This is a genomic window from Paraburkholderia phenazinium (assembly GCF_900142845.1).
GTDB classification, from domain to species: Bacteria; Pseudomonadota; Gammaproteobacteria; order Burkholderiales; family Burkholderiaceae; genus Paraburkholderia; species Paraburkholderia phenazinium_A.
Genome location: NZ_FSRU01000003.1, coordinates 749,527 through 765,511, shown reverse-complemented (window position 1 = coordinate 765,511; position 15,985 = coordinate 749,527). Strand labels below are relative to the sequence as shown.

Sequence of the window (15,985 nt, the reverse complement as noted above, 5' to 3'; positions counted from 1 at the left end):
TGTGATGCGGCGCGGGCGTATTCCCGCGCCGGGCCTTCACTGCTGTGCACTCTGTGCGGCGACCAGCGATTCTCCCGCTGCCTGCCAGTCCGAATAGGTGGAGTTCAGCGTCAGCTTGCCGATACTGAGCAGCGGTTTGACCGACAGTCCGGTCTCTTCGGACAGCGTCTGCAGGCGCATCACGCCGTCGACGTCGCGGACCGTGAGCGCCAGGCTAGCGGTGCCGAACTGGCCAGCGGCGTCCTGCACTTCAGTCTTATCCCAGTCGAGCAGATCGGCCAGTGCGGTCGCGGCCGTGGCCGGGTCCGGGTTTGGAGAGGTATCGTCGTTGACCCAGTTGAGGTAGGCCAGTACCGCGTCTTCCTTGCCTGACAGCGTCAGCCAGTCGGCATAGCGACTGAGGCGGTATAAAAGCGTTAGGGTCAAGGCGGGATCGGTGACCCCAAACCAGTCTGGATGAGCAAGAAAGCAGTTGAGCGTGGCGGGTGTCAGATGGTACTGCGTCACCACTGAAGCGCGCCGGCCAAGCTGATACAGCGCTTGCAAATAGGCGTCCGGGATGCCCGCAGGCGCTGTGATGCCGTTGAGCTTCAATGTGTCGGACAGCAGACGATACTCACTGTCCGTGGCCCATTGCAGCAGGAAAGTCGAGAGCGATTGCGGGGTGCCCAGCAACTGGGCCAACGCGCTGTCGGCAATGCCGTTTTGGGTCAGGAGAGCCTGGTAAATGACGGTGGTGACGCTGTTGGCGATCTGCTCCCTGGTTTGCGTACAGGAGGGGTCAAAGGTCATCGTATCGACGATTGCGGTGACGGACGCGTTCAGCGTGTCGTAGACCGTGGTCCCGCTGGCCGGGACAACCGGCTGCACCAGTCCCTCAATGTCCACCAGCGTACTCAGGGCGCCCATCCAGCCGTCAGTGTCGGGGGCGGCCGGTACACCTGAGTCATCAAAATCCGCTTCAGTCAGCAGCGCCGCGGGCAATTGCTGGTTAATGCTGGTGACGACATTCAGGACGTTGGTGTTCGGAACGGGATGCTCCAGTGTGTCCTGTAAGATCAGATAGTTTTTGATCCAGGACTGTGAGTGACTTTTTGCCCAGTCGGCTGCGCTGTCGAGTGCCATTAGCACGTCGAGGATATCGCTGTCTTTCGGCTGGGGAGGGCTGCCATCCAGCGAAGCCAGTTGCGGCACGCCGGCCAGCGTATTCCAGACCATCTGACCATCGGCCAACAGACTGAACAGCGCTACACCTTCGGCAAAGGAAAGTCCCATCCAACGTGGCAGCATTGCGAGGCGGTAGAACGCCGAGACCACGTCTAGTGAACATTTCAGGGTCTTGTCAGTGGAATCGCCCTGCTTCGCCATGACGTGCCCGGCGAGCGCGCCAAACTGCGCTTCGGAAATCTTCAGGCCGGCGCAAATCTGCTTCACAATCCTTTCGTCATCCGCCGTGTCCGGTGGGTAGCTGAAATTCTCGTCGGTTATCGCAAAGGGCGTTTCGAACAAGGACGGCGAATTAAACACCTGATCGAAAAACGGGACGTTGGGAGAGATGGCGTACGGGGTAATCTGATTGATGATGGCAGCAAACTCGTAGGCCGTAGTCTGGTATTTTTTCTGGAATTGACGGAATACGCCGAGCATTCGCAGGGCATGTGTATTGGACGAAAAATCGGTGTTATTTGAATTCTGCGCACGGATGCAGGCACCGAGCAGTAAATCGACCTGCTCGTAGGGCAAACCCAGCCAACGCTGCAGACGTACCATGCGGTTTATCCGATCCATGTGCGGGTCTGAGAGATTGCGCAGCCCGCTGTCGAGAGGATAGTAATGTGACGGCGGAATCCAGGGCGAACTGGTGATGTCGGGCGAGTCAATGAGAACGGATAGCGGCTTATTTGATGTAGTAATATCACTGATTTGATCGGCCGTCAGGCATCCGGGGAAAACAGCGATTTCGTCGTAAATAAAAAGTCTGGTACCTTCTTTTGGAAAATCAGGCGTCTTCAGATCGCCCAGGGCATTAAACGCCCAGGTGAAATTGTCCGCGGTGAGGATGCTTCCTAACTTCGATGCATCGACCGAGATGTTCGCACCTTCAGCAGAATTTCCATCCTTAATCACATAAATTTCCGCAATTCTAGTGCTGGCAGTCCAGACCATGGCTATATAGGTCCATTGATTGAGCTCTACGTTATTCTTCCAATTACTCGAAGTAGGTTGTCCTGCGTCGTCACAAATCATAAAATTCACGGTCGCAGCACTGGTGGCGCCGTAGGTGCTAAGGCTAAATCCGGGGGAATAGCTGAGCTGAGCGCAAGACCCACTATTGCTAAAAATAGGCATCTGGTAGTCGGTGAGGCTTAGTCGATATAACCAAAAGGACAGGGTAAAATCTTTATCTCCTCGCATCAGGGTCGCGACGTCGCTGTTTCCGTCGAAATAGGCATAGCTGTTCGGCTGGATGTACGTTGTCAGCCCCGCGTTATAGAGACCCGCTGTGGGCGTCGCATTGGTGGCAAGGAATAATCTGTTCGTGTCGTTGCCGCTGATAACGTCGACATAGCCGTGGCGCGCAACTTCTAGATCTATCGCAGGGGTACTGCCGGAATTCACGAACACCGCGCCGTACTGACTGGCATCGGCACTCACGGTAGGCACATTCGGTGATGCCACCACGCTCGTTCCCGGGCCGCCGCAGTTGCTGGCAATCAGCTGTTCCAGCTGCGGTATGGTAATTCCCGCTTGATAGGCCAGCAGATCGGGATCCGCGAACGGGGTATAGCTGTCGGTGTCATAGCCGAAGTTCGCCTTATAAAAGGCCTTCGACGGGGCATTGGTCGCTTCGGTGAGAATGGTTTGCTGCTCGGGCGCCAACTGGCTGCGCAGTGCGCAGGCTTGCTCACTATTGTTTCCTCCCAGCGTGGCCGAAACAAAATATGGCCAGCTGATATCGGTCTGCCCGATTACCCCGCATAGCGGCACCCCGGCATTGTCCAGCGAGAGCTCAACCTGATCATGCGGGGCGTGATAGGGCAGTACCGACGGATAGCGGGTCACTGCCAGCGTTTCATCGACAGTTGAGCCCGTAATGCTCGGCGTAATCGCCGCTTCCAGAATCTGATTGACCAGTTGCAATGAGGGCACAACCTGATTGATGGCCTCATCGTCCACCATCAGTTCAGGTAAATCAGGGCGGCGGTCCTCCAGTTTAATGATGTTCAGGCCGGCCTCGCTTGCACTCTGTTCAAAGCTGCGCGCCTGATCGTAAAGCCAGCTGAGATAAGCGACGGGAGAATCGTCCGCCTCTGGAGCCCCGCTCTGGCAGTACGCCGTCAAGTCGTCGCTAAACTGCGTTTGCCAACTCGGACCGCCTGTCATTAACCCCTGTTGAGCGCCGCCCGCCAGTGGTGCGACCGCGCGTTGTCCACTTAGCGTGCGGGGCAGGGCTTTCTGTACGCTGGCGGTTAGCTGATTTTTACGAAATGCGCGGCGTACCTGATTGGCCAGTCCAAGCGCCAGGCAGTAAGCCTGCTCACTCTGTTCTTTCAACAGGCCCTTGTTGCGACGAACGAACTGGCTTTGGGATTGCCGGATAACGTCAAAGACCGAGAGATACCCGGCTCCGCTCAACGCGCCGGGCAGATTTAATCTGGTTTCGATATTCAGAATACATGGACTGACGCTCAAGCTCGACGTAGTGGTGATGCTTGAATTCATTCAATGACCTCGCTCAGGAAGCGGATTCGCCCAGGGTCGTATCCGGATGTAATCGCGCAAGCATGCTCGCTGAGTGCTATCAAGCAATCGGCGAATTTTTGATTACAGATGCGGAACAGGATTTGCAGAATGCGAAAAAATATTCAATTAAAAAGAGAGATTTTCATGTCGAATTCGATAAATAAATTTAAGGGAATGGCGTATGGATCTCGCAGGCTATCCGCAAGAAATTTCGATTCCAGTTCGAAACACGTCTTATCGAGAGTTCCACTCCGGTTGTGATAAATCGATGTCAAACTTTAGACGGACATTAGATCATTGAAGTGTCGGTTGCAAGGAAAAAGTGTGGTTATGATCTACATGTAGAGATGCCGGAAAGTTGAACATTTCATTGCTGTTTATGTTGAACTTCAAGGTTGCAGGGACAGAAGATTTTTTTATGGGTGATCGACTGGATTTTCGCTGGCGCGATATGCTGGACTGCAATAAATATCGCTTTTATTTGAATTGAATATGCCCGATGAAGATAAATAGTCATGCCGGCGTATCCGATCAGCAGGGCCCCGGCAATTCCGCCCGCCGCCAGGAGATACCTTTATGAAAACTTCTGCTCAGTCGTCAGTGGCGATCACAGAGCCTTCATTGCCGAAGGGCGGTGGTGCGATGCATGGCGTCAGCGCAACATTGGGGCAGGTGGGACCGACTGGCATGGCGTCAATGAGTCTGCCACTGCCGATTTCGGCAGGGCGGGGTTACGCGCCATCCCTGTCGTTGGGATATAGCAGCGGCGCCGGCAACAGTTCGTTTGGTGTCGGCTGGGGGCTCAGTCAGTTTTCCATTGCCCGCCGCACCAATCAAGGTGTGCCGCAATACACCGCCGACGATCAGTTCGTCGGCCCTGATGGTGAGGTGCTGGAACCCGAACGTGATGAGAACGGCGTGATCGTCACGAAAGAGGGGGTGTCAGCATACGGTTCTTCGAGCCTTGGAGACACGTATACGGTAACCCGCTTTTACCCGCGCATCGAAGGCAGCTTCAATCGTATTGAGCACTGGACCGGTACCACCGCGGAAAATGACTTCTGGCTCGTTCACGGTTCGGATGGCCAACTCCATTGTCTGGGCAAGACAACGGCAGCGCGGATCGCCCATATGACCGAAACAACTATCGACATCGCGGTCTGGCTGGCCGAAGAGTCCGTATCGCCCAACGGTCAGCACATCTATTATCGCTATCGGGCCGAAGATGATTCGGGTGTCGACACGTTAGGCAACGAGGCGCAGCGTGCACGCGGGGCAAACCGCCATCTCGTGGAAGCGAGCTACGGCAACGTAACGCCGTCGGCAGATCTGTTTCTCTTTGGCGCAACAGGCCCGGACAAGCAGGACTGGTTGTTCTCTCTCGTATTCGACTATGGGGAGCGCGGCGTCGATTCGCAGATTGCGCCTCCTTACACACCTGTCTCGGACAGTGCCTGGCTGCCGCGCAAGGATGCTTTTTCGCACTACAACTTTGGCTTTGAAGTGCGCAATTGCCGGTTGTGTCGACAGGTACTGATGTATCACCATTTCCAGGAAGAACTCGGCGAGCCTGACACGCTGGTGGCGCGACTGCTGCTCGAATACGATGAGAATCCCGTACTCAGTAGGCTGCTGGGCGCGCAACAGTTAGCGTATGAAACCGATGCAACGGTACAGCAACTGCCGCCGGGCGAATTCACCTATACCCCATTCGAATTTGCCCCGGACGCCACGCAATGGCAGGCATTTAATACCTTCCCCGGCTTGAATGACGGCCAGCCTTACCAACTCGTGGACCTGCATGGTGAAGGCATTGCAGGCATCCTCTACCGCTCCGGCAATCTGTGGTACTACCGCGCGCCGATGCGTGCCGATAGTGGCGGCGACGACGTGGCCTACGATAGCTGGCAGCCGTTACCCTCGATTCCAGCCATGCAACCGCAGCAGATGGGGCTGATGGACATCGACGGGGACGGCAAGCTGGACTGGCTGGTGACGCAGCCGGGGCTTGCAGGTTTTTTCAGCTTGAATCCAGATGGGAAGTGGTCGGGTTTCACCCCGTTCGATGCACTTCCCATTGAATTTTTTCATCCGCAAGCGAAGCTGGTCAACTTGGTCGGGGCGGGTGTGGTCGATCTGGCGCTGATCGGTCCGAAGAGCGTGCGGTTGTACGCAAATCACCGGACCGGATTTGCGGCCGGTGTTGACGTCGGCCAAAACGACACGCTACCGATAGCCGGCAGGGATGAGCGCGAAATGATCGCCTTTAGTGACGTGCTGGGATCGGGACAGCAACATCTCGTGCGGATCCGGCACGACGGCGTGACGGTCTGGCCGAACCTCGGCCGCGGGCTTTTCGGCACGTCTTTTCAATTGGCAGCGTTGAGCCTTGAAGAGGTGAGTTTCAATCCCGAGCGGGTCTATCTGGCCGACCTGGATGGTTCCGGCGCGGCCGATCTGATTTATGTCGACAGCGACGCCATTCACATCTGGTTCAATCAAAGCGGCAATGGGCTGGAAGGGCCACATGACTTGCCTCTGCCTACTGGAATTCGTTTTGACCGTCTATGCCAGTTGAGCATTGCCGACGTACAGGGACTTGGGATGGCCAGCCTTGTACTGACTCAGCCGTATCTATCGACGAAACACTGGTATTGCACTCTCACCGCGGCAAAGCCTTACTTGCTCGATGGCCTGAACAACAATATGGGGATGAACACAGCGCTGACCTACCGCAGCTCGGCGCAGGAGTGGCTCGACGAGAAGAAGGAGCGCACTTCGGCGGTCTGTGAGTTGCCTTTTCCTGTTCACGTGGTGTCAGCCGTGAGGACCACCGACGAGATTACCGGCAACGTGCTTAGCCAGAGCTATCTCTATCGCTGTGGGGTCTATGACGGTCACGAGCAGGAGTTTCGTGGGTTTGGTTACGTTGAGGCACTGGATACCAATCAGGATGCCTCAGCAACGGGCGATGCGATTGCTTTTGCGCCGCCTCTGCAAAGCAGAAGCTGGTACCACATGGGGCGCGAGGAGGATGAGACAAACCTTTACGGGCAACCTTATGTGGATGATGCTGCCTATACCGTCAATCCAACGCGCCTAACCTGGTTCGATTCGCAGGACGTCGCTTTGACCGATCCGGACGATACCACCCGTTACTGGCTATATCGCGCACTCAAAGGATCTGCGCTGCGTAGCGAGGTGTATGGACTCGATGACGATGAGAAGGCCTCCGTGCCATATAGCGTCAGCGTTTCGCGGTATCAGGTGCGCCAGGTTCAGCCTGCGGCATCGGGCTCGGCACCGGTTGTTATGCCGAGTTTGCTTGAACAGATCCGCTATACGTATGAACGCATCGCGACTGACCCGCAAGTCAGTCAGCAGGTTGCGCTAACGATTGATCAATTCGGCTCGCAACTTTGGAGTGTAGGTGTCAACTATCCACGTCGGGCTCAGGCGGAGACATCGCCTTATCCGGATACATTACCCTCAACCTGCTGGGACAGTTCGTACGACGATCAACAACAGGTACTGCGCCTGAAAGAGCAGCGTGCCAGTGTGTACCACTTGACCGATTTTCAGGGATGGCGGCTAGGGCTGCCGAACCAGCAGCGCAGCAACGTGCTGACGTATGAGGCGAGTCAGGTACCGAAGGGCGGATTGAATTTTGAAAATCTCACCGTCAGTGGTGGCTTGCTGGCCGATACGGCGACTCGTTTGTATGGTGGTCAGAATGTCGTGGCTTATCAAACGGAGAGCGGGGTGCCCGATCTTTTGGCACTTGTCGATCATAGTGAAACGGCGCAATTGAATGACACCTGCCTCGCCGCCTACGACGGTATTCTGGACTCGGCTACGCTGTCCTCAATGCTGTCCTCTGCGGGGTATGTGTCGACGGCTACTGTGCTACCTGTAGCAGGGGCAAAGGAAAATCCCGTATGGAGTGTCCAGCACGACTTTGTCACGTACCTCGGTAGCGACGCCTTTTACCGCCCCGGTACGCAGCAGGAAACGTCGCTGACGGGTGCGTCAACGATGAGCTATGACGCTCACTATTGTGCGCTGACGTCCGTGCAGGACGCGCTCGGCAATGAGACCGCGTTCGAATATGACTACCGGTTTCTGCTGCCGACCAGGATGACCGACATGAACGCCAACGTTCACGAAGTGCAGATTGATGCCATGGGGCGGACACTGGCAACAACGGTCTATGGCACGGAAAATTCACAGGCTGCGGGGTTCGGTAATCTGGCTGACAATCCGGTCCCTTTCGACCTGAAGGTCTCGCAGGTCATCGACAACGCGGGAGTCTCCATCCAGAAAGTGGCGAGCATCTGCGCATACGATTCATTCAGCTGGATGGGGCAGATCTCACTAGAGAAACTGAGCGACGATGCATCGAAGGCCCAAGAATATTGGCGACATCTGCTGGCAGCGCGATTCATTACCGAGCGGGGCCATATTCGTGCAGCCGGGCATAGATGGCTAAAGGGCAATCTGCATCTTCCGGAGCTACCGACGGCCGTGCGCGAAGTACTAGCTACTGCAGTAAAGATGCCGGTGAATAGCACAGTTCTGGTCGCGGATCGTTATCCCAACGACGCTGCACAGCAGGTTCAAGTCACCGTCGTTTATGCAGATGGTTTCGGACGACAACTGCAAAGCTGCCGAAAAGTCGCGGTGGGTACAGCCTGGCAACGTGGCAACGATGGCGAGCTTGTCGTGGACGGTAACGATCAACCGGTCGAAGTGACGACCGATCCCCGCTGGGCTGTAACGGGGCGAATCGAATACGACAACAAGGGGCAACCGGTCCGCAGCTATCAGCCCTATTTTATCGACGACTGGCAGTACGTGGCCGACATGGCAATGCGAACGAACGGCTATGCGGACACCCACTACTACGATGCCATTGGTCGAGAAATTCAGGTCGTTACCGCACTCGATTATTTGCGACGGCAGAGTTATTACCCATGGTTCGTCGTCAGTGAGGACGAGAACGATACGCTCGACGAAGTGAGCGCATCCCGACAATCCAGGCTTGCCAGTGTCGATTTCCATCGGGATCAATCATGAAATTCGCCGATAACACGTCATCGCTTTGCCGTGGAACACCTTCGATCGGGGTAGTGGATAACCGGGGCAAACCTGTTCGGGTACTCCGATATAACCGTACGGCTGGCGAACAGGCGTTGGATGAACTCATTACCCATTCCGTCTTACGCGACGACGGCCTTCAAAGCAGTCTATGGGATGCGCGTCTTTTCACGCTATGCCAAGCGGACGCGAGTCAGGTACCCAATCTCCTTGGGCAACTGTCTTTGTCGGGACAGACCTTGCGTAGCGACAGCGTCGATGCCGGTTGGAGCGTGAAGATGTATGACGCTGAAGGACGCCTGAAGTGGAGCAAAGACGGTCGCGGCAGTCAAAGGCGCTTCGAATTCGACACGCTAGGCCGTGCGGTGGCCGTTTTCGAACGGGTTGATGGTGAAGACGAGCGGGCGGCGGAACGCCTTATTTATGGTGACAACGGGAACGCTCAAAATCCTCAGGGCAACAATATGTGCGGGCAGCTTGTCCGTCACTACGATGAAGCCGGTTTGATCAGTTCACCGGGCTTTACGCTGCTTGGCGCGCCAACGGGTGATGCACAGCAGTTTTTGACTGACGCCGAGCAACAAAGCGACTGGCAGGGCGATGACGAAAACGTTTGGCAAAGCGCTATGTCGGGTGAAACGTACTTCACTGCTATCCAATACGACGCCACCGGTGCGCGGACAAGGCAGATTGATGCGAAGGGCAATCAACAGCGCTTCGCCTATGACGTGGCAGGCGCGCAGTGCCAGAGTTTCCTGACGATTTCAGGGGCGGCCGAGCAGATCTTGCTGAAAGAAATCACGTACAGTGCCGCTGACCAACTGCTGCAGGAGACGGCCGGTAATGACGTGGTGACTGACTACGCATACGAACCGCAAACCCAGCGTCTGCTTGGCATCACGACTACTCGTCCGGTTAGCGGATCACGCAGTACTCAGTTGCAGGACTTGCGTTATCAATACGACCCCGTGGGTAATATTCTATCCATCAGTAACGGGGCAGCAGCGACTCGATATTTCAGGAATCAGGAGGTCGCGGCGCAGAACTCGTACACATATGATGCGCTATACCAACTGTTAAGCGCCAGTGGACGGGAGAACACCACTGCCGGCCAGCAGGGTCCGTCGTTGCCCGATGCGGCTGTCGACACGGCGAACGTGCGCAACTACACGCGGAACTACATCTATGACAGGGGCGGCAATCTCTTCAAGATTACCCACGCTGCAGGAAATACGTCGTATACGAATACGCTGTTCGTCGACGCATACTCTAACCGCGCCTTGGCCCAGGATTTAAATGGCGGTATCACGCAGAGCAACATCAATAGTTTTTTTGATTCTTGTGGCAACGTCACGCAGATGCAGCCTGGCACGCCACTTATCTGGAATGTTCGCAACCAGTTGCAGTCAATCGCGCTGCTCGATCGTGGTGGCGCCGCGAATGCCAATGATCGGGAAATTTATCAATATCGAGGCAGCGTTCGAGTCCGTAAGCAGACTCGCAGGCAGACTAACGTCGCGGCCAACATCTGGCGGGTCGACGACGTAATTTATCTACCAGGGCTTGAATTGCGGACTACCAGCACTGACAGCAACGGTGCCGTTACGGTGAACGAGGCGTTGCAGGTCATGACCGTTGCCGCCGCCGGAAGGGCGGGGATCCGTGTTTTGCATTGGGATAATGGCAAGCCCGAAGAGATTGCCAACGATCAACTCCGTTATAGTTTTGATGATCACATTGGCTCCAGCCTGCTCGAGCTGGATAACGGCGCCAATATCCTGACGCAGGAAGAGTATTACCCGTATGGGGGTACTGCGGTGTTGACAGCCAAAAGCGACAGCGAAGCGAAATACAAAGTGGTCCGCTATTCCGGGAAGGAGCGGGATGGCGCCGGCCTATATTATTACGGCTATCGTTACTACGCACCGTGGCTATGTCGCTGGATGAGTCCGGATCCCGCGGGGATGGTGGACGGGCCGAACATATACTGCATGGTGAAAAATAATCCTGTTTCATACCGGGATCGCAGGGGCGCCGATCATGATGAAATCAAGATGGGGAGGTACAGGCGCGAAGTCGGCCTTCGTGAAAAAGTTCAACTAATTTCGGCGGATCTTTCTGGCGCCGTGAAATTGGAGAAATTCGACTTTGGGAAGCATAAATTTAAAGCGAGTAATGACTATAAGCTCGTGCAAGTTGATGGAAATCTGAAGTATGGGTTTACGCATTCCGAGCTTGTCAACACCTTGGCGTTTTATCGACAAGAGTATGCCGGTATGAGCGGTGCGCTTGTCGGGGTTCCTTCAGAAGGTGGCAAGTCAGCAATCCATAATTTTAAATTGGGCGTATCGGTAACGGAAGGATTCATGAGGGATGTTGCCGCCTCAGAAGAAGAGGGTGACGATGAGTTCGAGTCATACAGTCGTGCGACTAGTTCCACGTTTGTATTGATGCCACGCGAAGACAAGGATTTTCGTAAAGAAGACAGGTATAAACGGGTAATTGGAGTGGTAGGGACGATATATGATGATTATTCAAAGGAAATTTTTATTCATCGGCTTGTGGCTCATCCCTACACTCAGGCGTATCGTGCTGGAATGAGTGAGGCGGAAGTGGAGCGGGCAGGATCCTATAAACAGGTCAGGCAGTTTAATGTGAAGGCGGTGGGTAAGTTTGTCACGTTTAAATTATTGAAAAGATATTTCAAGGACGTGTCGATTAAATCGTTCATTACGGAAGCGATAAATCCGCGATCAGCGGCTATCGCGATTAAGTTCGGAATGAGATATGACGGCGGTAGTCGTTAGATCTACGACAACGCGCACCGGTCACTCGTTTTGCGCGGCAAGGAGGGGAGGGCGGTATTCCCAGGAGCGAATGATGATCTGAAAGAAAATTCTCTTCACCGGACCTCGACGGCTCCCTAAGCCCTAACTGTCGTTCCGGGCACGTCGTAAAAGAAAATGGCGCTCCGCGGAGCGCCATTTTCATGTCTGTCAGCCGTAGCTAGCGGCTAACGCGTCACCGCTCAGGCAATCCGCTTCGCCAACTCAATCGCCTTGCCCACATACGAAGCCGGCGTCATCGCCAGCAGGCGCTCCTTCGCATCCGCAGGAATATTCAACCCGCCGATGAAAGTCTGCAGCGCCTCGCGCGTAATCCCCTTGCCGCGCGTGAGTTCCTTCAACTGCTCATACGGGTTCTCGATGCCGTAACGGCGCATCACGGTTTGCACCGGCTCGGCCAGCACTTCCCAGCAGTTGTCCAGATCTTCGTTCAGACGTGCCGGGTTCACTTCGAGCTTGTCCAGACCGCGGATCAGCGCGTCGTACGAGAGCAGCGAATAGCCGAACGCGACGCCGATATTGCGCAGCACCGTCGAGTCGGTCAAATCGCGCTGCCAGCGCGAGACCGGCAGCTTGTCGGCCAGATGGCGCAGCGTCGCATTCGCGAGGCCGAGGTTGCCTTCGGAGTTTTCGAAGTCGATCGGATTGACCTTGTGCGGCATCGTCGACGAACCGATTTCACCGGCCTTCAGACGCTGCTTGAAGTAGCCGAGCGAGATGTAGCCCCACACGTCGCGGTCGAGATCCAGCAGGATCGTGTTGGCGCGCGAGACGGCATCGAACAGTTCCGCCATGTAGTCGTGCGGTTCGATCTGGATCGTGTACGGGTTGAACTTGAGCTTCAGACGCTTCTCGACCACTTCGCGCGAGAACGCTTCCCAATCGAACTCAGGATACGCCGACAGATGCGCGTTGAAGTTGCCGACTGCGCCGTTCATCTTGCCGAGCAGTTCGACCTTTTCGATCCGCTCGATCGCACGCGCGAGACGCGCCGCGACGTTGGCGATTTCCTTGCCTAGCGTGGTCGGGCTGGCCGGCTGGCCGTGGGTGCGCGACAGCATCGGCTGCGCAGCCTGCGCGTGGGCCAGGGAGACGAGGCGCGCATGCACCGAGCGCAGCGCCGGCACGATGACGTGCTCGCGCGCGCCGGCCAGCATCAGGCCGTGCGACGTGTTGTTGATGTCTTCCGAGGTGCACGCGAAGTGGATGAATTCGCTCGCACGCTCCAGTTCCGGCTGACCCTTCACCGATTCCTTGAGCCAGTATTCGACGGCCTTCACGTCGTGGTTCGTGACGCGCTCGATTTCCTTGATGCGTGCGGCGTCGTGCGCGGTGAAGCGCTCGGCCAGTTGCAGCAGGAATTGTTCGGATGCCTCGGAAAAGCGCGGCACTTCGGCGAAGCCGGCGTGCGAGAGTGCGATCAGCCAATGGATTTCGACCGTCACGCGATGACGCATGAATGCGGCTTCCGAGAGCCATTCGCGCAGGGCTTCGGTTTTCGACGCATAGCGGCCGTCGAGCGGGGAGAGCGCGGTGAGCGCGAACAGGGTATCGGGGCGGGTGTCGGACATGATGGGGGCGTGACAGCTCGGTGAGCAGATCGGAAACGGAGGGAATCCGCGATTTTACCACTGGGCGGCGCGGGCTCCTGATTCCACTGGGTGCCTGGGCGGACCGGTCGGGTGGGCCGCGAAGGTCGCTAACCTCGTCGCCCAGGCAGTGCCCCGCTAGAATGCTGACTTCTTCTTTCCCGCTCGTCGCAGGGTCCGCATGGAACTGAAATGGCTCGAAGACTTCGTTTCGCTCGCGGAAACCCGCAGCTTTAGCCGTTCCGCTGAGCTGCGCCACGTTACGCAACCGGCGTTTTCGCGCCGCATCCAGGCGCTGGAAGCGTGGCTCGGCACGGAACTGATCGACCGTTCGGTTTATCCGACGCGCCTCACGGCCGCGGGTCAGATCTTCTACGAGCAGGCGCTCGCGATGCTCTCGCAGTTCCACGAGGCGCGCACGTTGCTGCGCGGCCACATGGCAAGCCCCGCCGCGACCATCGAGTTCGCGGTGCCGCATACGCTTTCGCTGACGTATTTCCCGCGCTGGCTGCAGCGTATCGAGGCGCAGCTCGGGCCCGTGCATACCCGCCTGCGCGCGCTGAACGTGCACGACGCGGTGCTCTCGCTGGTCGAAGGCGGCTGCGATCTGGTGATGGGCTACCATCATCCGAGCCACCCAGTCGCGCTCGACCCGGCCCGCTACGACATGCTGACGCTCGGCATCGAACCGATCAGTCCGTTCTCCGCACCTGGCCGCGCGGGCCGCGCGCGCTACACGCTGCCGGGCACGCCGGACGCGCCGGCGCCGTATCTGTCATACACGCCGAACGCGTATCTGGGCCGCATGACCGAGGTGATCATCGCGAACGCGCCCGGCCGGCTGTATCTCGACCAGCTCTACGAAACGGACATGGCTGAAGGCCTTAAAGCCATGGCGCTGGCCGGACACGGCATTGCATTCCTGCCGCATAGCGCTGTCGAAGATGCGGTCGCGGAGGGCAAGCTGATCCGCCTCGACCGCGCCGTTCGCGGCACGCCGGAAGGGCAGTTCACGCTGACCATGGAGATCCGCCTGTATCGCGACAAGCTGGCGGCGCAGGGTGAGGATCCGCGTCAGGTACTGGTGCGGCAGCTCTGGGATGCGGTGACCGGAGAGCTCGCTCAAGGCGCAGCGTAAGCTCGCCGGAAGCCACGCGTTGCATCAGGTGCGGTGCTAAAGAGCATACGCAGGAGCAAACGCAGCAGCACCCGCAACCCGCCTGCATTGTTGCGCCCTAAGCGACAGCTTTTTGCGGAATTTTAACGTTATGCACAAAAGACATAACGGGATGATCAAACGGCATTGGATTTCAAATTAGCGTTTTTCGACAATGGCGTCATTCGGTCAAAACGCTTGGAGCGTTCATGTCATCCCAACCGCAGTCCGCATCGCCGTTGCAATCCGTCCCGTCCTATCTGAATAGCGACAACCTCGGCCCCTGGGGCAACTATCTGCGTCAGGTCGACCGCGTCGCGCCGTATCTCGGCTCGCTGTCGCGCTGGCTCGAAACTCTCAAGCGTCCGAAGCGCATTCTGATCGTCGATGTACCTATCGAACTCGACAACGGCACCGTCGCTCACTTCGAAGGCTATCGCGTGCAGCACAACGTGTCGCGCGGTCCGGGCAAGGGCGGTGTGCGTTATCACCAGGACGTGACGCTGTCGGAAGTGATGGCGCTGTCCGCATGGATGTCGGTCAAGAACGCAGCCGTGAACGTGCCGTACGGCGGCGCCAAGGGCGGCATCCGCGTCGATCCGCGTACGTTGTCGCGTGGTGAGCTCGAGCGCGTCACGCGCCGCTACACCAGCGAAATCGGCATCATCATCGGACCGAACACCGACATTCCCGCGCCGGACGTGAACACGAACGAGCAGATCATGGCGTGGATGATGGACACGTACTCGATGAACCAGGGCCAAACGGCAACGGGCGTCGTGACGGGTAAGCCGATCGCACTCGGCGGTTCGCTGGGTCGTCGCGAAGCCACCGGCCGTGGCGTGTTCGTGGTGGCCTCGGAAGCCGCGCGCCGCATTGGTGTCGACATCGAAGGCGCACGCATCGCCGTGCAAGGTTTCGGTAACGTAGGCGGCATCGCGGCACGCCTGTTCCAGGAGGCCGGCTCGAAGGTCGTCGCGGTGCAGGATCACACGGGTACGATTTTCAAATCGACGGGCATCGACGCGGTGGCGCTGCTGGCGCACGTGGCGAAGACCGGTGGCGTGGGTGGTTTCCCGGAAGCGGACGCGATCGCGCCCGAAGACTTCTGGACGGTCGAATCGGACATCCTGATCCCGGCGGCACTGGAAAACCAGATCACCGAGCAGAACGCCGGCAAGATCAAGACGAAGATCGTCGTCGAAGGCGCGAATGGCCCGACTACGACCGCGGCGGACGACATCCTGCACGACAAGGGCATCCTCGTGATCCCGGACGTGGTGGCGAATGCGGGCGGCGTGACCGTGTCGTACTTCGAATGGGTGCAGGACTTCTCGAGCTTCTTCTGGACCGAAGACGAGATCAACCAGCGTCTCGAGCGCGTGATGCGCGAAGCGTTTGCCGCGGTGTGGCAAGTGTCGAGCGAACAGAAGGTCTCGGTGCGTACGGCAGCGTTTATCGTCGCCTGTAAGCGCATCCTCGAAGCGCGCGAACTGCGCGGCCTGTATCCGTGATCGGGTAGTCTCAGTTTCCTACAGTTTCCCTTGTGGTTA

6 protein-coding genes are annotated in these 15,985 nt (G+C 57.3%); 4 read left to right on the top strand and 2 right to left on the bottom strand.

Annotated elements, in window-relative coordinates:
• Nucleotides 1-36: 36 nt before the first annotated feature.
• Entirely contained in the window at nucleotides 37-3,723 is a 3,687-nt protein-coding gene (locus BUS12_RS37075) for a Tc toxin subunit A (protein WP_074302454.1), read from the bottom strand.
• A gap of 597 nt (nucleotides 3,724-4,320) precedes the next feature.
• On the opposite strand from BUS12_RS37075, the gene BUS12_RS37070 reads away from it, so the two are divergent.
• Nucleotides 4,321-8,820 carry a SpvB/TcaC N-terminal domain-containing protein gene (locus BUS12_RS37070; RefSeq protein WP_074302452.1) on the top strand — a complete coding sequence of 1,500 codons (4,500 nt, stop codon included), beginning with the start codon at nucleotides 4,321-4,323 and terminating at the stop codon, nucleotides 8,818-8,820.
• Entirely contained in the window at nucleotides 8,817-11,648 is a 2,832-nt protein-coding gene (locus BUS12_RS39565) for an RHS repeat domain-containing protein (protein ID WP_074302450.1), read from the top strand. Before BUS12_RS37070 ends, BUS12_RS39565 begins: the two co-directional genes overlap by 4 nt.
• A gap of 221 nt (nucleotides 11,649-11,869) precedes the next feature.
• Here BUS12_RS39565 and purB read toward each other — a convergent pair whose 3' ends face one another.
• Entirely contained in the window at nucleotides 11,870-13,258 is a 1,389-nt protein-coding gene (purB, locus tag BUS12_RS37060; protein WP_074302448.1) for an adenylosuccinate lyase, read from the bottom strand.
• A 199-nt stretch (nucleotides 13,259-13,457) separates the two neighbouring features.
• Between purB and BUS12_RS37055 the strand changes: the two genes are divergently transcribed.
• Together BUS12_RS37055 and BUS12_RS37050 are read left to right on the top strand one after the other, a co-directional pair.
• Nucleotides 13,458-14,414 carry a LysR family transcriptional regulator gene (locus tag BUS12_RS37055; RefSeq protein WP_074302446.1) on the top strand — a complete coding sequence of 319 codons (957 nt, stop codon included), beginning with the start codon at nucleotides 13,458-13,460 and terminating at the stop codon, nucleotides 14,412-14,414.
• A 227-nt stretch (nucleotides 14,415-14,641) separates the two neighbouring features.
• Nucleotides 14,642-15,946 (top strand): Glu/Leu/Phe/Val family dehydrogenase, encoded by a 1,305-nt coding sequence (locus tag BUS12_RS37050; RefSeq protein ID WP_074302444.1) that lies wholly within the window; start codon nucleotides 14,642-14,644, stop codon nucleotides 15,944-15,946.
• The last annotated feature ends 39 nt before the right edge of the window (nucleotides 15,947-15,985 follow it).

What these genes read in the sequence shown, in the direction of transcription:
- BUS12_RS37070 (WP_074302452.1), top strand. Translation starts at nt 4,321, where the DNA reads ATGAAAACTTCTGCTCAGTCGTCAGTGGCGATCACAGAGCCTTCATTG.
- purB (WP_074302448.1), bottom strand. Translation starts at nt 13,258, where the DNA reads ATGTCCGACACCCGCCCCGATACCCTGTTCGCGCTCACCGCGCTCTCC.
- BUS12_RS37050 (WP_074302444.1), top strand. Translation starts at nt 14,642, where the DNA reads ATGTCATCCCAACCGCAGTCCGCATCGCCGTTGCAATCCGTCCCGTCC.
- BUS12_RS37055 (WP_074302446.1), top strand. Translation starts at nt 13,458, where the DNA reads ATGGAACTGAAATGGCTCGAAGACTTCGTTTCGCTCGCGGAAACCCGC.
- BUS12_RS39565 (WP_074302450.1), top strand. Translation starts at nt 8,817, where the DNA reads ATGAAATTCGCCGATAACACGTCATCGCTTTGCCGTGGAACACCTTCG.
- BUS12_RS37075 (WP_074302454.1), bottom strand. Translation starts at nt 3,723, where the DNA reads ATGAATTCAAGCATCACCACTACGTCGAGCTTGAGCGTCAGTCCATGT.